A 22,877-nucleotide genomic window follows, 5' to 3' on the forward strand; every position below is an offset into this window, starting at 1 on the left:
GGCTGTCCGCCGGAGGCTGAAGTCCCTTACTATGTCCTAAATGGCCGATTTTATTTGACCTGATCCGGTACGGATCGGCAAGGCCACTCCTATGTCAAGAAACAAATAATTCGGGTTCTGGTCTCCCATAACCCTGGGACCGGTATGCCCGGAGATAACTACACCAATTTTTCTGGAACACAAAAACATCAAGTCATGAAACACGTATCAAACACATCTGCCACAAATTCAAGAGGAAGCGAAAAATGGTTACTATTACTGGTAGTGATCGTCGGCCTGGGAGGCCTGTTACTGACCTTTAGCTCAACCCCGAAAGAACAAAGACTGGACATTGAAGGCATTCAACTGGAAGGCCGGATGATGTCCCCCAGCGCCTCGGCTGAGGTGAAAGAGGACTATGTACTGAGATAGGACAACTATCGAGAAAACTTACAAGCAACGGTAGACGGGGCCGGTGGATCGAAGGGATCGGACAGGCCGGGACCGTCTACCGTATAAACTGCTATGAGAAAACTTTTATCCTAATACGATGACTTCCAGGTCATCGCCGATCGGTTCGATACCGAACGTACAGTTCCCGCCGTCGGCGCATTCGCAGGAGTTGCCCACTTTGTGGCACCAGCAACCGCCGGCCAGGCAAACGGTATACCACTTCAGTTTACCGGGAAGGATCAACTTCAATCCGTTCTTATCAACGGCCTGCAGCCGGAAGGCTTCGGAGCGGTATTTATTTTTGGCGTCGATGCCGCGACGGACCAGGAAGAAATCAGCACCGTCCTTTTCGATGCTGAAACGTTCGATCTTACTGCCGTCCTGAAAACTCCGCTTCAGTACCTTTTCGTGGATGATAAAGCCGTTAGAGATCTTATCGAATTTAGCAATGACGGTGGGTGGAGGCGTAGCGGACTCCTGACGATCGGGGGTGAAAGAGACCAGCGCGCAGGCGGTAACGATCAAACTCAACAATACTGTTTTCATTTTAATGGATTTTTGGTGATTAATTGGGAAGCCGTCGGTCCCGGTCAAACCGGAGACCCTTTCGGCTTTTTGGATTCGTCATAAGGACGCATATCCTCCCGGATTCCATAAAATGAATAACAGAAAATGAATTTTTTTTTAAATAGCTCCGATTAAGCTTCCAGTTTTTCCCGCAGCAGTGCGTTTGTAGCCTTGGGCTCTGCCTGCCCTTTGGAGCGTTTCATGACTTCTCCCATAAAGAAACCCAGCAGCCCTTTTTTCCCGCCCCGGTAAATTTTTACCTTCTCCGGATTGGCCGCAATGACCTCCTCGACCAGTTGCGTGAGGAAATCCTCATCCTTATTCTGAATGAGTTGCATCTTTTTGGCCAGTTCCAGCGGTTCCGTTCCGGGCTGCTCGATCAGTTCCGGCAGTAAGGTCTGATAAGCGATGGTATTGGAAACCTGCCCGTCTTCGATAAGCTGAATGAATTTACCCAGTCCGGCGATGCCGACCGGAAACTCCGTCAGTTCGATGTTTTCCTCCTGGCAGTACGGTAGCAGTTTGTTGATGATCAGATTGGCCGCTGCTTTCGGATGGGGCGAGGCGGCGTTAAGCTGGAGGAAGTATTGCGCGGTAGACAGTTCAGCCGTGAGCAGGGTAGCGTCGTAATCCGACAGGTCGAACTCCTCCTGCAGACGCGCGTAGAGTTCCCAGGGCAGAGCCGGCTGATCTTCCCGGATCTTTTGTACGTAGCTTTCGTCCAGAATGATCGGTGGCAGGTCCGGTTCGGGAAAATAGCGATAATCGTGAGCATCCTCCTTATCCCGCAGCGGACTGGTCTCACCCGTTACCGGATCAAAGTTGAGGGTCTGCTGACTGACCCGGCCACCGGATTCGATCAGGTCGATCTGGCGTTTTACTTCAAAGGCGATGGCCCGCCGGGCGTAGCGCATGGAGTTCAGGTTCTTGATCTCGCAGCGTTCTCCCAATTGGTCCGATCCTTTGGGGCGCACCGAAACGTTGCAGTCGCAGCGCATGGAACCTTCCTGCATGTTCCCGTCGGAAATACCGAGATACTGCACCAGCTGGCGCATGGCCGACATGTAGGCGTCCACTTCTTCGGCGGAGCGCAGGTCCGGTTCGGAGACGATCTCCAGCAGGGGGACCCCGGCGCGGTTAAGATCGATGTAGGAATAGGGATCATCGGAATCGTGCATGGACTTACCCGCGTCCTCCTCCATATGTACGTGGTGGATGCGAACGGCTTTTTCCCGGTCATCCACCATTATTTTGAGTTGACCACCGATACAAATTGGCGAACGGTCCTGGGTGATCTGGTACCCTTTCGGCAGGTCGGCGTAGAAATAGTTCTTACGATCGAAAGCGGAATGCAGATTGATCTCGCTTTCGAGGGCCAGTCCGAGCCGTACCGCATACGCTACCTGTTTTTTATTCAGACGGGGAAGGGTGCCCGGATGCCCGAGCGAAATGGTGCTGATATGGGTATTCGGCTCACCACCGAAACTGGCGTCATCTCCACAAAATGCCTTGCTCTGCGTGGCCAGCTGGACGTGTATTTCCAGACCGATCACCGTTTCGTACTGGTCGTAAACTGACATGTTATTGTTATATGGTTGATATGGTCAAATGATGGTCATTATTGAATGGCCGTTTTGCGCTATTGTTTCATAATGGCAATAAATGGATTTAAAATTTGCAGGCTAGCGGGAAATAAATCACTTAGCCATCCAGCCATCCAGCCATCCAGCCATCCTACTCAAAACATCAACGCGCTTACCGCCAAAGTAAGGGCCAAAAATAGAGAGAAGATCATGATGTAGGCAAAATTCAGAATGTTATATTTCACAAAAGTCTTAAAAAAGCCCTGTTTGTAGACCCGCCGCATGGCGATGAAAAGATAGATGAGTATCCCGAATACTACAAAGGTGGGGACAATACCAGCTATTGCTTCGTTGTCCCAGGAGTTGGTCCAGGTCATGATCAGCAGCATAATGGAAACGATCCAGAAGGAAAAAGCGTGGTAATGGAAAGAGAAAACCAGGTGCTCCACAAAATAGCGTTTGCGCCGGATGTAGAGCAATTTCAGGATCAGGGCCAGGGCGGGCATCATCAGAATGACCATCCAGACCAGTTGCCCGAGTGCGTACTGCCCGAAATTGTCGGTATGGGTCGTTACCTTAACGACCTGCTGAAAGACCAGCCGATCCATCTTGCCGGTAATTCCTTTGGCATCGGCCAGTTCGGCCGGTGATTTAGAGTACAGTTCCTGGGTAGAAAACCAGACCTCGGCGGAGCTGGGCCACCAGCTGTCGGCAAAAGTGAAGTAATCGACCTTTTGGGAATCCCGGGAAGTACCACCGACCTTTAGGAAGAGAGAATCAAACGCCCGGGCTACATCCGGTTCTTCCCCGAACTCGGTAAGGATGTCTTTGCGGGCCGCCTGTAGAGAATCCAGCATCGGCTGTACGTAGGATTTACGTTTGCCGTCTTCGATCATCTGTCCCAGACCGGTAGCGATCTGGTCGTTGATCAGAAAACCCAGCACCGCAAAATGAACAACAGTAGCTACGAAGAAAAGGCGCCCCGGAGTGGCGTACCGTTTGTGGTGACCTTTAAAGAACTCATTGGTCAGTTTGCCCGGTATGATCAGGGCCCAGGTGGTGCGAAAGAATTTGGAATCGACGTTCAGGACGTTTTCGAGAAAATCCTGAAGCAGGTATTTCAACGGCACCCGTCCGTCCGTAAATCGCTGGCCGCAGTTGGAGCAAAATTCCCCGTAGTGCGGCAGGGGATAGTGGCAGTTAGGACAATAGCGTTGACCTTTCTGACCTTCCGACTCGAGCGTGCCGCGCCGTTTGCGAATGCGGGGAAATAGGCGGATCCGGGTGTTTTTCATGGCTCTAAAGATAAACAATTACCCAAAATCACACCAGAGGGAAAATGCGCCGTGAGTCGACCGAATGCCCGGCCTTAGTCGAAAAGTGTAAAAGGGTACAGCCCGCCAACCCGGCTTTCTGTCTTTCCGCCTTCACACTTTCCAACTTTCCCACCTTCAAACATTTCCAGGTTCAAACCTTCACACAGCCCTATTTCTTCACCATTTTCCCATCCGTTCCGATATCAAGCGGAGTATCCGGGAAGTCACTGTTGGTGAGTTCGATCAATTTGGTGATCGCTCTTTTCTGGGAGTCAATTTTCGGTCCGTGGGTCTTCGCCTGGTAGATCGGCGTGATCTGACCTTCCAGGAATTTCCCTTCCTCATCCACTTCCAGGGTAATGATCGGGGCGATACCCGCCGCACCGGACAGGCTGAAGCGGCCGTAGGTGCAGAAGTTACCCATACTGTAAATGATGAAGCGGTCCTTATACAATTCAGCCGCCCGGGTAACATGGGGCCCGTGGCCGAATACGATATCGGCGCCGGCATCGATCACACCGTGGGAAAAAGCGTGTACATCACCGCGGTTTTCGCCGTAGAAGGTTTCCGTACGTTTGGGGACGCTCTGGTTTTTCACGCCCTCGGCGCCGCCGTGGAAGGAAACGATCACAATGTCCGTGGTCTCGGCCAGCTTGCTGACGATTTGTTTGGCGCGGCTGATGTTGCGGATATCACAGGTACCGCTGTTGGGCGCAAACGCACAAAAGCCGTATTTGATACCGTCTTTCTCAAAAATCGCGGTTTCATCCGAACCGGCCAGTCCGGCGTAGAGGATGTTGCGTTCATCGAGTAGTTCTTTGGTCCGGCGGCGTCCTTCTGGGCCGAAGTCACCCGAGTGATTATTGGCCAGGCTCAGCAGGTCGAATCCCGCATTTACAAAGTGATCCGCGTAGCTTTCCGGGGAGCGGAAGGCATAGCATTTACTTGGATCGTTGCAGCGCTTGGACATCGTTCCCTTCTCGATGATGGTACCTTCCAGGTTACCGAAGGTTACATCCGCATTAATCAGGATATCTTCCACATCGGACAGGAGATCTTTGCCGCCGTTAGCCGGCAGATAGGACGGACTCGGGTAATTGGTACCGAGCATCATGTCCCCAACACCCACGATCTTCAGTCGCTTGGGTTCGGCCGGCGGGGGCGTGGTATCCTGCGGCGCGGGTATGGTATCGGCCGCTTGGGCCGCTACGGGAAGGACCGATGCAGTATCGGCCGTATTTTCGGTAGAAGCATCTGACCGGCAGGCCAGCCAGATAGCAGAAAAAAGAGTCAGTGTCAGAAAGAAAAAAAGACTTCCAAACCGGAAGTCTTTCATTATTAGTTTATTCATCAGTAAAATTCTTGATCTAATCAGAGTTATGACCTTAAGCTTAAGCTAAGTTATTAGTGAGTGCAAAGATCAGTGCAGTGACTGATTCTCAGCGGAAGCGGCTTCTACCAGCTGTTGGTATTCTTCTGGTGTCAGACCGTCCGTAACAAATTGTATAGGATCAATTTTCTGGCCTTTGTATACTACTTCGTAGTGGCAGTGAGGAGCGGTGGAAACACCGGTGCTACCCACGATACCGATCGCCTGTCCGCGCTTTACTTCATCACCTACTTTCACATCGATGCGATCCATGTGGCCGTAGAGCGTTTTGTAACCGTAGCCGTGGTCGATCACTACGCGCTTACCGTAGCCTGAGCCGTAACCGGCCTGTACTACTTTACCATTACCCGTAGACTGGATTGGTGTTCCGCGGGGAGCAGTAAAGTCGATACCAGCGTGCATTTTTGGAACTTTGTATACCGGGTGGATCCGGTAGCCGAAGCCGGAGAGCAGTTTCAGCTCGCGGGCCAGTTTGTCCGAACGGACCGGCTTGATAGAAGGCATGGAAGCCAACATTTCTTCTTTGCTCTTGGCGTTGTTGACGATGGTGTCCAGTGATTTGGACTGCAGGTCCATCTGTAGCTTGAGCTTGTCTACTTTTTCCTTCAGTGCGATGATGTCATCACCGGCATTGCGGAACTGACGGTAGTCTTTATATTTATCGTGACCGCCGATGCCACCTTCCCAAACGGCCTGATCGATAGGATCCATGCCGAAAAGCATCCGGTGTGCGTAGGCGTCTCTTTCCTGAATTTTATTCAATACGTTACTGAGTACGTCGAAATTCTCGCCGGCCAATTCCAGCTCTGCCTGTAGTTGCTCAACTTCCCGCTGCAACGATTTTTCATTGGGGGATGGAAAGTAACGGTGAGCTAAAACCATGAAAACGAATCCGGTAAGGACAGCGGCACAAAAAAAGCCGAAAATCCGTAAAACGGTTACACTTAATGGTTCGACAACTTTTTCGTAGCGTAAGGTTTGCGTGTTGTAGGTAAATTTTTCTCTTCTCATGAGTGTTTTTCTTAGCCAACAATTCCCAAACCGCAGCGCTTTCTCTGTAAAGGGTTATCAGAATCTAATTGAACTTAGATTCGCTGCTGTTTTAAGGGCTTCCCAAAAATGGAACTAGTTAATTGTTCAAATGGCCAACTCAAATGTAGTTCGTGTTCCCAGATTTACAAAATTAAATAGCATAATTTAGATCATTGTGCTATCAAAATGCTGTCAAATTCACGTTCTATCATCAAAAAGGTGTTAATATTCTTTGAACACACGTACTCTTGAAGCCAAATTTCAATTTTAACCAGCCACTTTTTTGCCAGGACGACAAAGATGGCAATTGAGGTTCATTGATTTTGTTAAAACCCTTGATTTTAACATTTAAATGACAGTTGCCGCAGGCGTTCTTCTATTGCAAAAAACGCTACCTTCGCCGTCAAATTTGGCAATATGGAGACCTTACCGTTACAGGATTATAATATATACGTTGGCGATTTTGATCAGCGATTATCGGATTGGCTGGCCGAAAAAGTATACAGCCGACTACTCATCATTGTGGATCAGAACACGAAAATGCACTGTTGGCCACTGCTGGAACCCGTAGTAAGTGCGTATCAACACAGCCTGATCGAGATCCCTGCCGGCGAAGACCACAAGCATCTGGAGACCTGCCAACAGATCTGGCAGACGATGATGGAAGCCCGCGCTGACCGGCGCAGCCTTACCATCGACCTCGGTGGAGGCGTGATCGGTGATATGGGCGGTTTCTGTGCTTCTACTTTCAAACGCGGTATGGATTTCGTGCAGATGCCCACTACCTTACTGTCCCAGGTGGACGCTTCGATCGGCGGCAAACTGGGCATTGATTTTATGCAGGTCAAAAACAGTATTGGGGTATTCCGGAACCCGCAGGCCGTCTATATCGATCCGCGCTTTTTACGTACGTTGTCCGCCCGGGAACTGCGCAGCGGTTTCGCGGAGATCATTAAACACAGTCTGATCGCCGACCGGGAACAATGGGAAGAACTGCGGCAAATATCCGATCTGGGTAAAGTCGACTGGCCGAAACTGATCGTACCTTCACTGCGGATCAAACAACGGATCGTAGAGATCGATCCGTTCGAAAGAGGACTGCGCAAGGCGCTGAACTTCGGTCACACCATCGGCCACGCGGTAGAAGGACACGCTTTGGAAACCGATGCACCGCTGCTGCACGGCGAGGCTATTGCCGTCGGTATGATCGCCGAAACCTATCTTTCCCACCGGCAACTGGATCTGAGTGCGGAAGCCCTCGAAACCATTACCGATTTCATTCGCCGGATCTACGAGCCGGTAGCGCTTGATCCCGCTACTTTCCCGGAATTGCTCCGCCTGATGTCCAACGACAAGAAAAACGAAAGCCAGGCCATCAATTTCAGCCTGCTGCCGGCGGCGGGTAGCGTGGAGGTCAACCGGACCGCCAGCCCGGCGGAGATCGTAGAGAGCCTGGAATACTACAATGAGATCGTTGCCGTCGGTAACCGCATCTGACGCTTTTCCCGGGAACGAAATCGTACACTATAGAACAATCCGTCTGACAATGGATTGCCGGAAATCCGGTTGATTGTCCGCCGGCCGCTCCGAATAGGATCATCCGTCCGGCAACCAATTTCCCGGCCCGCCGTTCTATTAGTAATGGAAAAGACTGATCCGAACCATACCCATCCCATTTTGCTGTTCGACGGGGTTTGCAATCTGTGTAATACCTTCGTCCAGTTCGTGATCCAACGCGATCCGGATGCGATCTTTCGATTTGCTCCTCTGCAGTCCGCGATCGGACGGGAATTGTCCGAACGGGCCGGTCTGCCTCCGGAGGAACTGAATACGGTAGTACTCTACGATCAGGGGAAATTCTACACCCATTCCGACGTTGCACTGCAGGTGGTACGTCGCCTGCCCGGACTTTGGTCATTGCTGTACGGTCTGGTCATTCTGCCCAAATCTCTTCGCGATGCGACCTACAATTGGGTGGCGCGTAATCGCTACCGCTGGTTCGGGAAAAAAGCGTCCTGTATGGTACCGACACCGGACCTGAAACGTCGGTTTTTATAATCTTTAAGTATCGAATTTTGATGAGTGGGAGAATTTTGCTGGTTGGGGTACTGATGGCTGTGGGCCTTTTTGTGCAGTGTGCGAAGGATGGGCCGGTACCCGTTCCGCCGGAAGAACCCGATCCGGTCGATCCGCCCGAATGGCTGATCCCGGAGGATGAGATCCTGGACGGTGGCCCGGGCCGCGACGGAATTCCTGCCTTATTTTCTCCCTTTTTTATCAGCGCCGAGGAAGCCACTTATCTGGCCGATGAGGATATTGTGCTGGGGCTGAAGTTCGGCGGTGAGATCCGGGCCTACCCGCACCTGATCCTCGACTGGCACGAGATCGTCAACGACCGCCTCGGCGAAGAGCATATCTGTATCACCTACTGTCCGTTGACGGGAACCGGGGTTGCCTGGGACCGGAAACTGAACGGGGAACTGACGGACTTCGTGATCTCCGGACTGCTCTACAACTCCAATATGATCGCCTACAACCGGGAAACGGACAGCAACTGGTCCCAAATGTTGCTGCGATGCGTAAACGGAGAACAGATCGGCGAAAGGATCAAAACCTACCAGCTCATCGAAACGACCTGGAAAACCTGGAAGACGCTGTGGCCCGAAACGAAGGTCTTGTCCCGCGCTACCGGCCACAATCAAAACTATAATACCTATCCCTACGGCAATTATCGGACGAACAACAATACCCTCATCTTCCCGGTAGACATTGAGGATAACCGATTACCCTGGAAGGAAAGAGTGCTCGGCGTGGTGAGCGGTGGCTCCGCGAAAGCTTTTCGGTTTGAGACCCTGCCGGAAACGGGCATCGGCGTGATCAACGACGGACTGCCCGGTAAAAACATCGTGGTAGCCGGTAGCCGGGAAAAGGAACTGCTGGTCGCTTTCGGCCGCAAACTCGACGATGGCAAAAACCTGACTTTTACACCGGTACAGGATGCCCTGCCGGTGATCATGACCGATCAGGAAGGCAATCGTTGGAATATCTTTGGAGAAGCGGTATCCGGCCCCCGGCAGGGCACAAAGCTGCCGCACGTGGACGCTTTTATCGGCTACTGGGTAGCCTGGGGGGCATTTTATCCGGGACTGAAGTTTCGGTAAGTTGGTAGCGGGTGCTACACACATAGAAGTGGGCAAGGGCGTCTAACCCAGGGGCTATTCGATAATCACCGGCTGATCTTCAGATAAGTACTCTGTAACAAAAGCATAATTCATCTCTGTTACAGAGTACCTAATCGACAAACCCCAACACCTTAACACTACAACACTACAACACTGCAACACCGCAACACCGCAACACGCACTTCAACGCCCGTCGTAGTGTTTTTCGTAATATTCCTGGTAAGCGCCGCTGGTTACATGTTCCAGCCAGTCGGTCTGTTCCAGGTACCAGGCTGCGGTTTTGGCCAGGCCTTCTTCCACCGAAACGGTGGGCTCCCAGCCCAGTTCGGCGTTTAATTTGCTGGCGTCGATGGCGTAGCGCTGGTCGTGTCCCGGGCGGTCCTTTACAAAGGTGATCAGTTTACGGGAAGTTCCGGCCGGTTGGTCCAGCAGGTCGTCCATCACGTCGCAGAGCCCTTCTACCAGTTCCAGGTTTTTCCGTTCGTTGTGACCACCGATATTATAGGTCTCGCCGGTGCGGCCGCCGTGAAAGATCTGGTCGATCGCTTCTACGTGGTCACCTACCCAGAGCCAGTCGCGGATGTTGCTGCCGTCTCCGTAGACCGGTAGCGGTTTGCTGTGCCGGATGTTGTTGATCATCAGCGGGATCAGTTTTTCCGGGAACTGATACGGTCCGTAGTTGTTGGAGCAGTTCGAAAGTACTACCGGCAGACCGAAGGTGTGGTGATAGGCGCGCACCAGATGGTCCGAAGCCGCTTTGGAAGCCGAATAGGGCGAGCGGGGATCGTAGGCAGTCGTTTCGGTGAAGAATCCGGTAGCGCCCAGGCTGCCGTACACCTCGTCCGTAGATACGTGGTAGAACAACTTGCCGTCCCAGTCTCCGGCCCAGGCCTGCCGGGCGGCATTGAGCAACTGGGCCGTGCCCACCACATTGGTCTCGATAAAGGCGATCGGTGATTCAATGGAGCGGTCCACGTGGGATTCCGCCGCCAGGTGAATGACACCGTCGATATGGTAATCCGAAAACAGCTTCTGCAAAAAATCCGCATCCTGGATATCGCCCCGGACAAAAGTATAGTTGGGGGCGTCTTCGATACCTTTCAGGTTTTCCAGGTTGCCGGCGTAGGTGAGTTTATCCAGATTAACGATATGATAATCCGGATACTTTTTTACCAGCAACTGCACGAGATGGGAGCCGATGAATCCGGCCCCACCGGTAATCAGAAGATGTCTTTTATAATTTGAGCTCATATTTTATTTGACTACTTTTTTGAAGTATTCGTAGGTTCTCTGCAGTCCCTCTTCGCGGTCTACTTTCGGCGTCCAGCCCAGGATCTCCTTGGCTTTGGTGATATCCGGCTGCCGCACTTTGGGATCATCGATAGGTAGATCCTTGTAGATGATCTTCGCTTCGGGATTATCAACGAGTTTGAGTACTTCCTTGGCGAAATCCAGAATGGTGATCTCGGAAGGATTGCCGATGTTCACCGGTTGGTCGTGGTCGCTGAGCAGCAGGCGGTAAATACCTTCTACCAGATCGTCAACGTAGCAGAAAGAACGGGTCTGGGAACCGTCGCCGAATACGGTCAGTCCTTCGCCCCGGATCGCCTGGGAGAAGAAAGCCGGCAGTACCCGTCCGTCATTAACGCGCATCCGCGGACCGTAAGTATTGAAGATCCGGATGATCCGCGTCTCCAGGCCGTGGAAAGTGTGGTAAGCCATAGTGATCGCTTCCAGGAAACGTTTCGCTTCGTCGTATACTCCCCGGGGCCCCACCGGATTGACATTGCCCCAATAGTCTTCGGATTGCGGGTGCACTAAAGGATCACCGTACACCTCTGAGGTCGAAGCCACCAGGATACGGGCTCCTTTGGACATAGCCAGCCCCAGCAGATTGTGTGTACCCAGGGCACCCACTTTCAACGTTTGGATGGGCATCTTCAGGTAGTCGATCGGACTCGCCGGCGAAGCAAAGTGAAGAATATAATCCAAGGGTCCGGATACATGGACGAACTTCGATACATCGTGGTGATAGTACTCAAAGTCTTTATGGGGAAAAAGGTGTTCGATATTCTGGATATTCCCGGTAAGCAGGTTGTCCATCCCGACGACCTGGTATCCTTCTTTAATAAATCGATCACAGAGGTGGGAACCTAGGAAACCGGCCGCTCCGGTAATGAGTACTCTTGGCACAGTAGTAGTGTTTTTAGATTAACGTTAGATTTGAATCAGCATGATACGGTGAAACTGGCGGTGAGCCGGCAACCATAGTGATGGTGTGCGTTTGCCCGATTGTGTAATTGTTCAATTACCCGATTGTTCGATCACTGCAAAGCTTTTAACGGAAAAACACGAGGTATTGATTCATGAAATGCAAGAACTCCATTTTTTTTCCGCCCCGGGCTTGTTTTCACCAGTGTTTGTTTATTCCGACCAAAAACTACGTTAATGGTTATAAATTAAAGTCCTGAAAAGGGTAGGGCTCCGAAGGGGAGTACAAAGCGAGGCAAATATAGAAGAAATAATGTGAATAAGATAGCGGTGTGGGTTAAGGGAAGATTAAGCGCAAATTGGTTAAAATCAGGGCAGAACCGTCCCGCTGGCGGCATCTTTATTATATTGCACCTGCAGGCCGGGACTTTCTGAAGTACCGGAACCAAAAAAGCGCCCCCGGTGGGGACGCCCAATAAAGATGAAGTAATGCATTTAGCGGTAAGTCCGGGGTATAGCACACCCCGGCAAACGCTAGGTGTTTGCTCACTGACTTACCCGCCTTTGATCTTGATTTTTAGGATTTCGGCAAATAATCCGCCGGATTGACCGCTTTCCCCTCCTTGATGATCTCGTAATGCAGATGCGGAGCTGTAGAGGCTCCAGAGCTACCTACCAGACCGATCACGGTCCCTCGGGTTACCCGTTGCCCGGCTTTCACCTTGATCTCCGACATGTGCGCGTAGAGACTTTTGTATTCTCCGTCGTGTTGGATGATCACCTTCATGCCGTACATTTTTTCCTCATCGGCAAATTCGATCGTTCCGTCTCCGGTAGCTACGATCGGCGTTCCCAACGGCGCTTTAAAGTCGACCCCCCTGTGCAGCATTTTCTTTTTAAATACGGGGTGCACCCGCTGACCGTAAGCGGAAGTGATCTGGTGTTGCCCTGCCAATGGAGCCTCATTCGGAGGATCTTCCAGTACGATCTCGGAAAATGCCGGGGCCGGAGGTAAGGGCGGCAGACTCTTTTCGATGTGTACCGAGTTTTTAAGGTGCTCCGAATGGTCGGTACTGTTAAAAGGTAAGGTGGCCAGACCTAAGAGCAAGGCCACTCCCAAAAAGCTAAAAACTTTCATAATCACTGGTTTGGTGTGAACAAAATAGAGGGTTTTTCCCTCGGTCTTTTTCACTTCATCTTTGGTAAAATACTCCAGTGCCTGAGCTTTAGCCTGGGAAAAATCCATACCTGCGGCCATGTTTTTTTCCACCAAACAGGCCAGGTGATCCAGTAGTTCTTCCTGCAGGGGTTCGTAACGGCGTAAGGACCTTTTTAAATAGGCCGTTAGTTCCAGCAGTTGTGCATTGTCCAAATGACTCATTTTACGTCCGGTTTTAAGTCCAGTATACGTTGCATGGTCTGGAGGAAATCCTGAAATTCCTCGACCCGACTTCCCGCGGCAACTTTACCCTTTTCGGTCAGCCGGTAATATTTGCGGGTGCGGCCTCCGACCAGTTCCCTCTCGGTACCCAGCAAACCTTCTTTCTCCAGTTTGTGCAGGGTAGGGTAGAGGGAACCTTCAGTCAGTTGATATTTCCCGTCACTGACCTCTTTGACGTGTTGCGTCATCTCATAACCATACATTCGGCCCCGTTCGCGCAGGAGGCGAAGAATAACCGTCTGTAATGTGCCTTTGACTAGTTCGCGTGAATACATAAGGCAAAGATACATCTAAAACAGAGGTATGGAAGTTTTTTTGGAATTTTAACGTTTTGGGGGGGGGAGAGGTGTCAGGAGGGAGGTGTCAGGTGAGAGGTGTCAGGGGAGAGAGGGGAGAGGAGGTCCCGGGTACTCTTGGGAAGTAGCCGGAACCTGGGTTGGGTTTGGATTAGGGCTGCGTGCCCTTCGGTTAAGGAATTACCACTTTGGATCGGGCCGCTATAGGCGGGTGGTGACCATTTTACCTTCCGGACCGCCGCGGTTGGCGCATTCGTCCGATACGCGGACCATCGTCATGGTATCACCGTCTACACTTACCTGGTAGACGCCTTTGCCCGTGCAATCGCCGCCATCATCCTGGATGGTCATGGTGTTGCCGTCCTGCGTGTATTTCCCGGTGGTTTCCACCGAACCGTCATTCCCGAAGTCGAGAGCATAGGTGCCGTCAGCTTTGATGTCAGCGGCCATGACCATGGTACCCTGATCGGTTGGGAATTCGAACTTCCATTTGCCGACTATAGACTGGGCCGAAAGGGATACCGTCATAAAACAGATGAGTGCGGTAATTAGCAGACTAAACTTGTTCATACAAATTAGGATTTAGGTATTAATGAAAGAATATTGTGCTCAATCGTTAGTGGAGAGAGAATACTGAAGCAATCGGTTTGGCTTCAGATCAGGATGTTTAGAAGGGAATGTTGCTCGTCTGATTGACTATTTAAAAGTAACGGTTTTTAATTGTAAATCAAAATTTTAGAACCGCTACTCCTCTATTTAACCAGCCGGTAATTCGTTACCCTCTACTACCGGACTTATGCTTCGCTACCCAATGATAACAGTATTATCTGGACATAAGCTCCAAGATGCCGTAGGAATACCCGATATTTGCAAATCACAAATCACGCTATGGCGTTCATCGAATCAGGCCGCACTCGAAGGCGGATCGGACAAATTGCCTGGATAACTGCTATCTGGACCCTGGTTGGCATGCTGGATGCGTTGAATACCCATGTACTGGGAGACAGCGCCTATCTGGACAAAACGCATATTTACGAATTCCGGCACTACCTGCTGGTCAGTATGCTGTCGGCCTTCATCAGCGGTATTGTCTGCGGGGTGGTACTGCTGTTTTTCCTGCGCGACCGCTTCCGGACCCAGGCCTTTGGCTTGTCACTGCTCATCAACAGTATCGTGATATCGGGACTGTGTTTCGCCTTCCGGACGATCGCCTACGATATATTTCTCAGTGTGCGTTATCAGGAAAGTGTACTGGCGCCCCAGGTGCTGGAAGCAACCCGGGACTGGCTGAGTGGGCTGTACCTGAAGAACCTGGTCTTGTGGACAATCGTTGCCTTTATCACCATCATCTTTATTAACGTCAACGATAAATACGGTCCGGGCATTCTGGCCAAGTTGCTGTTGGGACGGTATCACCGCCCCCGGGAAGAGCAGCGCATCTTTATGTTTGCCGATATCCGAAGCTCCACGCTCATCGCCGAAAAACTGGGGCATATTCGATTCTTCAACCTGCTCAACGATTTTTTCCGGCTCATCACCAATCCCATCATCGATACCTCGGGCGAGATCTACCAGTACGTCGGGGATGAGATCGTCATCTCCTGGACGATGGAAAGAGGATTGCACCACGCCAACTGTATCCGCTGCTTCTACCAGATGCAGGAGGCGCTGCAGAAACGCGCACCACAGCTCAAGGAAAAATACGGGCTGGTGCCGGAGTTCAAGGTGGGGCTGCACGCCGGCATGATCACCGTTGGCGAGATCGGCGTGATCAAGAAAGATATTGTATTTTCCGGTGATGTGCTCAATACGACATCCCGCATTCAGAACCTCTGTAATGCCTATAATGTGGATATCCTCCTGTCCAAAACCCTGCTGGACACTCTGCAGCTACCGCCCCACGATTACCATCCCCATCGGGTCGGGTTGATCCAGCTCCGGGGCAAAAAGCAAAAAGTGGAACTCTACACCTTCCTCAAGGAGACCGAAGAAGTGCCCATCCGGCCGCCGATCGCTTCTACCTAATGTTAAATTGCCCTTAAAAAGCACATTTTCCTCCAACCCAATTTTTCCGGCCACCGTCTTATCCCCTGGAGCGGAGCACAGGCCATACTCATAATATGGATTCGAACAATCAAAAAGAGGCACGTTTGCTCAAGTGAGCATCGAGGTCATCGCAGAAGCGTGTAGTTTTATCCTCAAATTACTTTTTAGCGCGTTCCGACCGCAACCATTTTATTTATTATAAACCAAATGAACATCATCATGAAAAGCTTTTATTTCTTCACCCTGATCGGTTTGCTCCTTACGGCCGGTGCCTGTAAAGAGGAATCGAATGACCCCAACTGTAGTCTGGAGATCCCGGCGGATGCCCGTTTCTTTGAATTCGCCCACCAGGGGAGCGATTATACCTTTATTGCGTGGACGCGGGATTCGACCGTACTTTCCCACGTGGAAGCGCAGCTCGCGCTGCCCGAAGCGGAACGGGTGCAGCACATCAACGGGCAGATCCTGGAACAACCCGAAGGCTGTGATCTGAATACGGGTTGGAGCTGGTATTTCAATCCGGAGGATTGGGATCTCGCAGACCTCTCGATCGAGCTTTGTGACGGCAATCCCCAGTACGTCGAGGATCACCTGGAAGACTATCTGGATATTGACCGCTATTGCCCCTGGAGTTCCTACGTTTCGCGGGAGATCTCCCAGCCGCAATAAAAAAAGGTCCAAAAAAGGGACCGTAGCAAACAAAGTCTCCAGATCGGAAGTTCAACATGCAATTCTTTATTCGTCACACTAATACTTACCGTATGAAAAACTTATCCTTTGTACTATTACTGATCTGCACTTTGTTTGTAGGCATGCCTGCAGCCGAGGCTGTGGTACGTCCGGTCAACCCGGAAAATACTACGACCACAGTAGAGAAAAAGGAACTGACCAAAAAAGAGGCGCGCAAAGAGCGCCGGATGAAGCGCAAGGCTGTAAAGAAAGAACTGAAACAAGCAATCCGGGATTGGAAGAAAGAAGGGGCAACCAGTACCAACACCCTGTTGCTGGTGATCCTGGCTATTCTGTTGCCACCTCTGGCCGTAGGTATCTACGAAGGAGGTCTGACGAGCCGCTTCTGGATCTCTCTGTTGCTGACCCTGCTGTTCTACCTGCCGGGTCTGATCTACGCTTTGATCGTAATTCTGGAATAATATAGATATGAAGTGGCGACAGATGATCATTTGTCGCCACACCTTTTTCAGGGATCTCGCTTAGCGGTTTTTCCTTCTCATGTGTTTGGGGAAAAGATTGGAGCTGCCTCTCTTGGTAGAAAGTTTCCCTTTGCGGTCGGTGCGAACCGAAGCGGCATCGGATGCCGGACACCCCGTACCCCGCTGACAGCCCGTAGAAGTCACTACGGTAGCCATAAGAAAACACAAACTAAAGAGCAAAAAAAGCTTTTTCATGATCAGCCTGAATTAATTGAATAAGCGTTGCAATAGTGCAGATTGGCTTAAAATAATAGAATAAGTGGATTTGTGGCTAAAGCCCAAACGAAAACTGAAGGCAATTAGGTATAAATATACCCCTAAAACTTGGAAAGCCCTATTTTTTCTGGGTTTAGCGCACTTTTTTTGAATCCAAATGTTGTTTATCCGATAGGAGCCGTATAAATTTGCGGCACATTTTTTAATCAAAACCATCAGAAATGAACAAGGGAGATTTGATCAACAAAATTGCCGAAGATGCTGGTATTACTAAAGGTCAAGCCGAAGATGCATTGGGTGCTGTCCTGGATGGTATTACAGGTGCATTGAAAAGCGATGATTCTGTAACACTAGTAGGCTTTGGAACCTTCTCCGTATCTAAGCGCGATGCTCGTACTGGTCGTAACCCACAAACCGGTGAGACTATTCAGATTGCTGCCAAGAACGTAGCCAAATTTAAACCAGGTAAGAAACTGTCTGACGCTATCAACTAAGCAGAAGCGTCGTTTCAATACCATTGAGTGCCGAGCCAAATACTTTTGGTGAGGCGCTTAAAGTAAAAAAGGGTGATCCAACTGAGGTTTGGATCACCCTTTTTCATTACATTTGCTGCCTGCACAAGCAAGCTCCGACCGGAAACGAACCAAACCTTTCATCCGTAAATCCGTTTTGCGGGAATATAAAACTTTGAAAAATAGTAACGCAGGTTGCGAAACTTGCCAGTAGAGCGAATCAAGGTCATTGCGGGTAAGCAATCATGCTGCAGGCTCAGCTACACACATGGAGAATAACCGATCCGGTTCCTGAAACTGTTCCTAAAGCCCACAACAACCGTCCACTCTAGCTGCGGGGTTCACAACTTAAATTAAACTAGCTTATGGCTGACATTGCAAAACTAGAGCGGATTGCTTCTCAGGTTCGCCGAGACATTATCCGTCAGACTTCCAGCGCAGAAAGTGGCCACCCGGGAGGATCTCTCGGTTGCACCGATTATCTGGTGGCCCTGTATTTCGAAATAATGGATCACGATCCGAAATTCAATATGGAAGCCGAAGGAGAGGATGTTTTCTTTCTGTCCAACGGTCATATCTCCCCGCTTTGGTACAGCGTGCTGGCGCGTAGTGGGTACTTCCCCATCGAGGAACTGGCTACTTTCCGCCAGATCAACTCCCGCCTGCAGGGGCACCCGGCCACGCACGAAGGACTGCCGGGCATCCGGGTAGCTTCCGGTTCGCTGGGGCAGGGGGTGTCCGTTGCGATCGGTATGGCACTGAGCAAAAAACTGAACGGTGACGACAAACTGGTTTTTGCCCTCACCGGTGACGGAGAGCAGCAGGAAGGCCAGATCTGGGAAGCTGCCCTTGCGGCCGCTCACCTAAAAGTGGACAACCTCATTGTTGCCTGTGACCGCAACGGTCAGCAGATTGATGGTCCGACCAAAGAAGTCATGTCACTGGGCGATCTTTCCGCCAAGTGGGCCGCCTTCGGCTGGCACGTGATCGAATTGCCGAAGGGCAACGACATGAAATCTATCGTGAAAACGATAGAAGAAGCCAAAAAGCACACCGGCAAGGGCAAACCCATCATGATCATGCTGGATACCGAAATGGGTTACGGTGTGGATTTCATGCAGGGTACCCACAAGTGGCACGGTAAAGCCCCGAACGCGGAGCAGACCGCCGACGCCCTGTCCCAGTTGGAAGAAACCCTGGGCGACTATTAATCAGGAGGTGTCCGGAAAGAGCGGGCCATTCATCGGCCCCTGCCTTTCGATCCTTCAAACCTTCAATCTAAAAATTCAATCAGACATGCTCGATAAATTAGTAGATACCGGCAAAAAAGCTACGCGCGACGGATACGGCGCGGGTATGCACGAACTGGGCAAGGTAAATCCGAATGTCGTAGCGCTTTGTGCGGACCTGGTAGCTTCTCTTAAAATACAGGAATTCATCGATGAAAACCCCGAACGGTTCATCCAGTCGGGAATTAGCGAAGCCAATATGATGGGTATGGCCGCCGGCCTGGCTACCGGTGGGAAGATCCCTTTCCCCAGTACGTTTGCCAACTTTGCGACCGGCCGGGTGTACGACCAGATCCGTCAGTCCATCGCCTATTCGGAGAAAAACGTGAAGATCTGCGCTTCCCACGCCGGTCTGACCCTCGGAGAGGACGGCGCCACGCACCAGATCCTGGAAGATATCGGAATGATGCGGATGCTGCCCGGATTCACGGTGATCAATCCCTGCGATTACAACCAGACCAAAGCGGCTACCATTGCCCTGGCGGAACACGTTGGTCCCGCCTACCTGCGCTTTGGCCGCCCCAGCTGGCCCAACTTCACGCCGGCCGATCAGAAATTCGAGATCGGTAAAGCCCTGATGCTGAGCGAAGGCACCGATGTCAGTATCTTCTCTACCGGCCACATGGTCTGGCAGACGATCGAAGCGGCCCGTGCCCTGGAAAAGGAAGGCATCAGCTGTGAACTGATCAATATTCACACCATAAAGCCGCTGGACGAAGCCGCCGTTCTGGCCTCCGTGGCCAAAACGGGTTGCGTGGTCACGGCCGAAGAACACAACCGTTACGGTGGTCTGGGGGATGCGATCGCCCAGGTGCTGACCAGCAACCACCCGGTACCGCAGGAATACGTGGCGGTAAACGATTCTTTCGGAGAGAGTGGAAAACCGGCTGAATTGCTGCCTAAATACGGCCTTGGCATCGATGACGTGGTAGCAGCTGTAAAGAAAGTACTGAAGCGGAAGTAAACACTACCGCCATTAGATAAATGGAAGCATCCCAGGGGTGGGGTGTGCCGTATAAACGAAAAGCGGTTTACAGGATCTTTGGTATCTTGTAGACCGCTTTTTTATAATAGTTCTAATGTACGAATGTTTGATTGTGGAAACGTTATAAGTCTCCTGGACAGGATCGGCGGTTAATCTAAATATGCTCTATGAACTCAAACGAATTTCCGATGCGTGTGCTTCGCTATACGGCGCTGTTTTGCAGTTTTTTCTTTTTTGGATCAGAATTGATCGCCCAGTCTGCCAAGGCGGACCGCTGGATAGCCAAAAAACTTCCGGAGATCATTACCGAACACCGGGCGCTGGTGAGCCTGCCGAATGTGCCGTCCCGGCCGGAGGATATGGACCGGAACGCCGAATGGTTACGAGATGCCTTCGAAAAGCGGGGATTCAAATTTGATATACTCGCAACGGAAACCATTCCCGTGCTTTTTGCCGAAAGCGCGGTGGACGCCGATCTGCCCACGGTCTTATTCTATTTTCATTACGATGGTCAGCCGGTGGATCCTACTGCGTGGGATCAGGATTCTCCCTTCGTACCGGTATTGAAGCACCAGGACGAAGCGGGTAAATGGCAAATGCTCGAATGGGAAAAAACGACCGGAACAATTGATCCCGACTGGCGGATCTTCGGCCGCTCGGCCGCCGATGATAAAGGGCCCATCATGATGTTCCTCTCGGCAGTGGATTTTCTGCGGGAGACCGGTGGCAAACCGGCCTTCAACGTGAAGGTGATCATGGACGGCGAAGAAGAGTCGGGTTCCAGCGGGCTGTTGTCTACTCTGGAGCAGCATCGGGAGCGCTACGCCGCCGATCATCTCATCATCATGGACGGCCCAGCGCATCCCAGCAACCGGCCAACGCTGACTTTCGGTTGCCGGGGCATTACCGGCGCTACCCTGACCGTATACGGTCCCCGACTGGCGCAACACAGTGGGCATTTCGGGAATTACGCGCCGAATCCGGTCTTTCGCATGGCCCAGCTCCTGGCCACGATGAAAGACGAAGCGGGTCGGGTACTGATCGACGGTTTTTACGAGGGTGTGGAATGGGACGCGGAAACGGCCGCCATTATGGCCGCCGTACCCGATGACGCCCGGGAGATCAACGATCGACTGGGCGTGGCCGTTCCGGAAGCGGTCGGCCGCAATTATCAGGAATCGCTGCAGTACCCCTCGCTGAATATCCGCGGCCTGACTTCGGGCTGGACCGGCGAGCAGACCCGGACCATTGTGCCGGACCGCGCCGTGGCCGAGATCGGCATTCGGCTGGTGGTGGAGACGGACGGTGAGCGGCAACTCAAGCTGTTGCGTCGGCACATCGAAGCGCAGGGCTACTATCTGACCGATCGCGACCCGACCGACGACGAACGCCAAGAGCATCCGAAGATCGCAGCTTTCGTCTCCCGGAAACCGGTTCGGGCTTTCCGGACGGAACTCGATTCTCCCACCGGGAAGTGGCTGCGCCAGGCCCTGGAGGATGCCTTTGGGCAGGCCCCGGTCAACATCCGTACCATGGGCGGCACTGTGCCCGTCACGCCCATGATCGAAGGCCTGGGCGTTCCGGCGGTGATCGTACCCATGGTGAATATGGACAATAACCAGCACAGCCCCAATGAGAACCTGCGACTGGGGAATCTGGTGACGGGCATCAAAACCTGTCTGGCCATTCTGAGTACCCCCATTCCGTAATTGAAGCCCGAGCCATCATGTTGCATATTCCATCCTTATACATTGCACCGAGTCCTTTGGGCGGCCGTGGGGTATTTACCTCCGAGCCGCTGGAGGAAGGCAGTATCATTGAGATCAGTCCGGTGATCGTACTGCCGGCCAAAGATCTGCCGGCGATCCACCGAACCTATCTCCACGATTATTATTTTCTCTGGGAAGACGGGCAGTGTGCTATTGCCCTGGGCTACGGGTCGCTCTACAACCACGCCGAGCACCCGGTAGCCGAATACGGTATGGATTACGCGGATCAAAGTATCAGCTTTTACTGCATCCGCGCTATCGAAGCGGGGGAGGAGATCACGATCAATTACATCGCGGGCGGAAACGAAAAAGGAGAGATCTGGTTTGAACCCCGGTAATTAACTGCGGCCCGTGTGAAACAGATCACTGACATTGCCCGATTGCCGGCCTAGTTTTGTTGGCAAATTCAGGCAAACATGCAGAAACTATTGATCTTTTTTACGCTTTCCCTGCTGATGTATACCCTCATCCATTCCTACAACCGTTCCAGACGCGATTCCGGATCGGAACCTGCAGCCGCAGCAACCCACTGGGGGTACGAAGGTGAAGTATCCCCCGTTCACTGGGGCGAACTGACGGAAGACTATCTGCAGTGCGCGGAGGGGCATTTCCAGTCGCCGATCGATATTGAAAGCTATCGGGCCGAAGCTCATCCGGGTAGCATACTCGATTTTAAATACCACCCGTCTCCGGTTGATATTGTCAATAACGGACATACCGTACAGGCTAACCTGGAAGAGGAAAACGTACTGGTGGCCAATGCGCACGATTACCAGCTGCGGCAGATCCATTTCCACGAACCCAGTGAGCACCGTATCGACGGGGTCATTTACCCAATGGAAATGCATATGGTGCACACCGACAGCACCGGTAAATTGGCCGTCGTGGGAATATTGATCAAGGAAGGCCCGCCCAACGAATTTTTGAACACCCTCTGGGAAGCGCTACCGGAGCATCCCGAAGAACACGCTCACCCCGCGACCAGTTGTGATATCGTCCACCTGCTACCGGAAGAACATAATATTTACCACTATTCCGGTTCGCTGACGACTCCTCCCTGTACGGAAGGGGTAGAGTGGTTCGTCATGGGTACACCGATCAGCTTGTCAAAAACGCAGATCGATAAATTCCGCAAGATCTACCACAACAACAACCGGCCGGTACAGGAAAATACGGAAGGCCGGGTGGAGTTGGTGTATTGATCGGTCAAAGGAGATCGGAACATCACATTTGCGTGTTTGGTGAATCTATTGTTCATTTCATCCTATCCTGATCACCCCTGGAATTCCTCATCATAATAGACAGTTGAATTCGGTTAGTTGCTATCTTTAAACAACAAATCGAATTATGGCAAAATTACGAAAACGCTTTACTAAGGCCGAGCGCTTGGAAATTGTTA

24 protein-coding genes are annotated in these 22,877 nt (G+C 51.7%); 13 read left to right on the plus strand and 11 right to left on the minus strand.

The window, feature by feature from the left end; genetic code table 11:
* Positions 1 to 195: 195 nt before the first annotated feature.
* Complete coding sequence (locus CRP01_RS21635) at positions 196 to 411, plus strand: hypothetical protein (protein WP_099152187.1); 216 nt, start codon at positions 196 to 198, stop codon at positions 409 to 411.
* Between the two features lie 105 nt (positions 412 to 516).
* Here the strand turns inward: CRP01_RS21635 and CRP01_RS21640 are convergent, their stop codons facing one another.
* The 5 genes from CRP01_RS21640 to CRP01_RS21660 all read right to left on the minus strand — a co-directional run bounded on the left by CRP01_RS21640 (position 517) and on the right by CRP01_RS21660 (position 6,299).
* On the minus strand, positions 517 to 978 hold the full coding sequence (locus tag CRP01_RS21640) for a hypothetical protein (protein WP_099152188.1): 462 nt from the start codon (positions 976 to 978) through the stop codon (positions 517 to 519).
* A gap of 152 nt (positions 979 to 1,130) precedes the next feature.
* Positions 1,131 to 2,579: an Asp-tRNA(Asn)/Glu-tRNA(Gln) amidotransferase subunit GatB gene (gene gatB, locus CRP01_RS21645; protein ID WP_099152189.1), complete on the minus strand. Its 1,449-nt coding sequence runs from the start codon at positions 2,577 to 2,579 to the stop codon at positions 1,131 to 1,133.
* A gap of 158 nt (positions 2,580 to 2,737) precedes the next feature.
* Entirely contained in the window at positions 2,738 to 3,877 is a 1,140-nt protein-coding gene (locus tag CRP01_RS21650) for a DUF3667 domain-containing protein (protein WP_099152190.1), read from the minus strand.
* 190 nt (positions 3,878 to 4,067) lie between these two features.
* Entirely contained in the window at positions 4,068 to 5,249 is a 1,182-nt protein-coding gene (locus CRP01_RS21655; RefSeq protein WP_222845789.1) for a CapA family protein, read from the minus strand.
* A gap of 69 nt (positions 5,250 to 5,318) precedes the next feature.
* Entirely contained in the window at positions 5,319 to 6,299 is a 981-nt protein-coding gene (locus tag CRP01_RS21660; RefSeq protein WP_099152192.1) for a M23 family metallopeptidase, read from the minus strand.
* A 438-nt stretch (positions 6,300 to 6,737) separates the two neighbouring features.
* Here CRP01_RS21660 and aroB point away from each other — a divergent pair, with 438 nt between their 5' ends.
* The 3 genes from aroB (at position 6,738) to CRP01_RS21675 (ending at position 9,481) form a co-directional block, all read left to right on the plus strand.
* On the plus strand, positions 6,738 to 7,817 hold the full coding sequence (gene aroB, locus CRP01_RS21665) for a 3-dehydroquinate synthase (protein WP_099152193.1): 1,080 nt from the start codon (positions 6,738 to 6,740) through the stop codon (positions 7,815 to 7,817).
* A 144-nt stretch (positions 7,818 to 7,961) separates the two neighbouring features.
* On the plus strand, positions 7,962 to 8,378 hold the full coding sequence (locus tag CRP01_RS21670) for a thiol-disulfide oxidoreductase DCC family protein (protein ID WP_099152194.1): 417 nt from the start codon (positions 7,962 to 7,964) through the stop codon (positions 8,376 to 8,378).
* 20 nt (positions 8,379 to 8,398) lie between these two features.
* Complete coding sequence (locus CRP01_RS21675) at positions 8,399 to 9,481, plus strand: DUF3179 domain-containing protein (protein WP_099152195.1); 1,083 nt, start codon at positions 8,399 to 8,401, stop codon at positions 9,479 to 9,481.
* Positions 9,482 to 9,685: 204 nt separating this feature from the next.
* Here the strand turns inward: CRP01_RS21675 and rfbB are convergent, their stop codons facing one another.
* The 5 genes from rfbB to CRP01_RS21700 all read right to left on the minus strand — a co-directional run bounded on the left by rfbB (position 9,686) and on the right by CRP01_RS21700 (position 14,020).
* The gene (rfbB, locus tag CRP01_RS21680; RefSeq protein WP_099152196.1) at positions 9,686 to 10,753 is read right to left on the minus strand and encodes a dTDP-glucose 4,6-dehydratase; all 1,068 of its coding nucleotides are present in this window, start codon (positions 10,751 to 10,753) and stop codon (positions 9,686 to 9,688) included.
* Between the two features lie 3 nt (positions 10,754 to 10,756).
* Positions 10,757 to 11,695, minus strand: coding sequence for a UDP-glucuronic acid decarboxylase family protein (locus tag CRP01_RS21685; protein ID WP_099152197.1), 939 nt, complete (start codon positions 11,693 to 11,695; stop codon positions 10,757 to 10,759).
* A gap of 595 nt (positions 11,696 to 12,290) precedes the next feature.
* Positions 12,291 to 13,094 (minus strand): peptidoglycan DD-metalloendopeptidase family protein, encoded by an 804-nt coding sequence (locus CRP01_RS21690; RefSeq protein ID WP_099152198.1) that lies wholly within the window; start codon positions 13,092 to 13,094, stop codon positions 12,291 to 12,293.
* Entirely contained in the window at positions 13,091 to 13,429 is a 339-nt protein-coding gene (locus CRP01_RS21695; RefSeq protein ID WP_099152221.1) for a PadR family transcriptional regulator, read from the minus strand. Before CRP01_RS21695 ends, CRP01_RS21690 begins: the two co-directional genes overlap by 4 nt.
* Positions 13,430 to 13,651: 222 nt before the next feature.
* On the minus strand, positions 13,652 to 14,020 hold the full coding sequence (locus CRP01_RS21700; RefSeq protein WP_099152199.1) for a lipocalin-like domain-containing protein: 369 nt from the start codon (positions 14,018 to 14,020) through the stop codon (positions 13,652 to 13,654).
* 318 nt (positions 14,021 to 14,338) lie between these two features.
* Between CRP01_RS21700 and CRP01_RS21705 the strand changes: the two genes are divergently transcribed.
* The 3 genes from CRP01_RS21705 to CRP01_RS43015 all read left to right on the plus strand — a co-directional run bounded on the left by CRP01_RS21705 (position 14,339) and on the right by CRP01_RS43015 (position 16,647).
* Complete coding sequence (locus tag CRP01_RS21705) at positions 14,339 to 15,475, plus strand: adenylate/guanylate cyclase domain-containing protein (RefSeq protein WP_099152200.1); 1,137 nt, start codon at positions 14,339 to 14,341, stop codon at positions 15,473 to 15,475.
* Between the two features lie 240 nt (positions 15,476 to 15,715).
* Positions 15,716 to 16,165: a BP74-related protein gene (locus CRP01_RS21710; protein WP_143473479.1), complete on the plus strand. Its 450-nt coding sequence runs from the start codon at positions 15,716 to 15,718 to the stop codon at positions 16,163 to 16,165.
* Between the two features lie 92 nt (positions 16,166 to 16,257).
* Complete coding sequence (locus tag CRP01_RS43015; protein ID WP_233752730.1) at positions 16,258 to 16,647, plus strand: YqaE/Pmp3 family membrane protein; 390 nt, start codon at positions 16,258 to 16,260, stop codon at positions 16,645 to 16,647.
* Between the two features lie 60 nt (positions 16,648 to 16,707).
* On the opposite strand, the gene CRP01_RS41910 is transcribed toward CRP01_RS43015, so the two are convergent.
* The gene (locus CRP01_RS41910; protein ID WP_143473480.1) at positions 16,708 to 16,902 is read right to left on the minus strand and encodes a hypothetical protein; all 195 of its coding nucleotides are present in this window, start codon (positions 16,900 to 16,902) and stop codon (positions 16,708 to 16,710) included.
* Between the two features lie 242 nt (positions 16,903 to 17,144).
* Between CRP01_RS41910 and CRP01_RS21720 the strand changes: the two genes are divergently transcribed.
* The 6 genes from CRP01_RS21720 (at position 17,145) to CRP01_RS21745 (ending at position 22,680) form a co-directional block, all read left to right on the plus strand.
* Positions 17,145 to 17,417: an HU family DNA-binding protein gene (locus CRP01_RS21720; protein WP_099152202.1), complete on the plus strand. Its 273-nt coding sequence runs from the start codon at positions 17,145 to 17,147 to the stop codon at positions 17,415 to 17,417.
* 383 nt (positions 17,418 to 17,800) lie between these two features.
* A complete protein-coding gene (locus CRP01_RS21725) occupies positions 17,801 to 18,646 on the plus strand; it encodes a transketolase (protein ID WP_099152203.1) in 846 nt (281 codons plus the stop codon).
* A gap of 85 nt (positions 18,647 to 18,731) precedes the next feature.
* On the plus strand, positions 18,732 to 19,688 hold the full coding sequence (locus tag CRP01_RS21730) for a transketolase family protein (protein WP_099152204.1): 957 nt from the start codon (positions 18,732 to 18,734) through the stop codon (positions 19,686 to 19,688).
* A gap of 188 nt (positions 19,689 to 19,876) precedes the next feature.
* Positions 19,877 to 21,418, plus strand: a complete 1,542-nt coding sequence (locus CRP01_RS21735) for a M20/M25/M40 family metallo-hydrolase (RefSeq protein WP_222845790.1) — start codon at positions 19,877 to 19,879, stop codon at positions 21,416 to 21,418.
* A 17-nt stretch (positions 21,419 to 21,435) separates the two neighbouring features.
* On the plus strand, positions 21,436 to 21,816 hold the full coding sequence (locus tag CRP01_RS21740) for an SET domain-containing protein (RefSeq protein WP_099152205.1): 381 nt from the start codon (positions 21,436 to 21,438) through the stop codon (positions 21,814 to 21,816).
* A gap of 78 nt (positions 21,817 to 21,894) precedes the next feature.
* Positions 21,895 to 22,680 carry a carbonic anhydrase gene (locus CRP01_RS21745; protein WP_099152206.1) on the plus strand — a complete coding sequence of 262 codons (786 nt, stop codon included), beginning with the start codon at positions 21,895 to 21,897 and terminating at the stop codon, positions 22,678 to 22,680.
* Positions 22,681 to 22,877 lie beyond the last annotated feature (197 nt).

It is taken from the genome of Flavilitoribacter nigricans DSM 23189 = NBRC 102662 (assembly GCF_002646595.1).
Lineage (GTDB): Bacteria > Bacteroidota > Bacteroidia > Chitinophagales > Saprospiraceae > Flavilitoribacter > Flavilitoribacter nigricans.

Bases quoted from the DNA above. Each gene is read 5' to 3' on its own strand.
- CRP01_RS21635 (WP_099152187.1), top strand. From the start codon at position 196: ATGAAACACGTATCAAACACATCTGCCACAAATTCAAGAGGAAGCGAA.
- CRP01_RS21640 (WP_099152188.1), bottom strand. From the start codon at position 978: ATGAAAACAGTATTGTTGAGTTTGATCGTTACCGCCTGCGCGCTGGTC.
- gatB (WP_099152189.1), bottom strand. From the start codon at position 2,579: ATGTCAGTTTACGACCAGTACGAAACGGTGATCGGTCTGGAAATACAC.
- CRP01_RS21650 (WP_099152190.1), bottom strand. From the start codon at position 3,877: ATGAAAAACACCCGGATCCGCCTATTTCCCCGCATTCGCAAACGGCGC.
- CRP01_RS21655 (WP_222845789.1), bottom strand. From the start codon at position 5,249: ATGAATAAACTAATAATGAAAGACTTCCGGTTTGGAAGTCTTTTTTTC.
- CRP01_RS21660 (WP_099152192.1), bottom strand. From the start codon at position 6,299: ATGAGAAGAGAAAAATTTACCTACAACACGCAAACCTTACGCTACGAA.
- aroB (WP_099152193.1), top strand. From the start codon at position 6,738: ATGGAGACCTTACCGTTACAGGATTATAATATATACGTTGGCGATTTT.
- CRP01_RS21670 (WP_099152194.1), top strand. From the start codon at position 7,962: ATGGAAAAGACTGATCCGAACCATACCCATCCCATTTTGCTGTTCGAC.
- CRP01_RS21675 (WP_099152195.1), top strand. From the start codon at position 8,399: ATGAGTGGGAGAATTTTGCTGGTTGGGGTACTGATGGCTGTGGGCCTT.
- rfbB (WP_099152196.1), bottom strand. From the start codon at position 10,753: ATGAGCTCAAATTATAAAAGACATCTTCTGATTACCGGTGGGGCCGGA.
- CRP01_RS21690 (WP_099152198.1), bottom strand. From the start codon at position 13,094: ATGAGTCATTTGGACAATGCACAACTGCTGGAACTAACGGCCTATTTA.
- CRP01_RS21695 (WP_099152221.1), bottom strand. From the start codon at position 13,429: ATGTATTCACGCGAACTAGTCAAAGGCACATTACAGACGGTTATTCTT.
- CRP01_RS21700 (WP_099152199.1), bottom strand. From the start codon at position 14,020: ATGAACAAGTTTAGTCTGCTAATTACCGCACTCATCTGTTTTATGACG.
- CRP01_RS21705 (WP_099152200.1), top strand. From the start codon at position 14,339: ATGGCGTTCATCGAATCAGGCCGCACTCGAAGGCGGATCGGACAAATT.
- CRP01_RS21710 (WP_143473479.1), top strand. From the start codon at position 15,716: ATGAAAAGCTTTTATTTCTTCACCCTGATCGGTTTGCTCCTTACGGCC.
- CRP01_RS43015 (WP_233752730.1), top strand. From the start codon at position 16,258: ATGAAAAACTTATCCTTTGTACTATTACTGATCTGCACTTTGTTTGTA.
- CRP01_RS41910 (WP_143473480.1), bottom strand. From the start codon at position 16,902: ATGAAAAAGCTTTTTTTGCTCTTTAGTTTGTGTTTTCTTATGGCTACC.
- CRP01_RS21720 (WP_099152202.1), top strand. From the start codon at position 17,145: ATGAACAAGGGAGATTTGATCAACAAAATTGCCGAAGATGCTGGTATT.
- CRP01_RS21725 (WP_099152203.1), top strand. From the start codon at position 17,801: ATGGCTGACATTGCAAAACTAGAGCGGATTGCTTCTCAGGTTCGCCGA.
- CRP01_RS21730 (WP_099152204.1), top strand. From the start codon at position 18,732: ATGCTCGATAAATTAGTAGATACCGGCAAAAAAGCTACGCGCGACGGA.
- CRP01_RS21735 (WP_222845790.1), top strand. From the start codon at position 19,877: ATGAACTCAAACGAATTTCCGATGCGTGTGCTTCGCTATACGGCGCTG.
- CRP01_RS21740 (WP_099152205.1), top strand. From the start codon at position 21,436: ATGTTGCATATTCCATCCTTATACATTGCACCGAGTCCTTTGGGCGGC.
- CRP01_RS21745 (WP_099152206.1), top strand. From the start codon at position 21,895: ATGCAGAAACTATTGATCTTTTTTACGCTTTCCCTGCTGATGTATACC.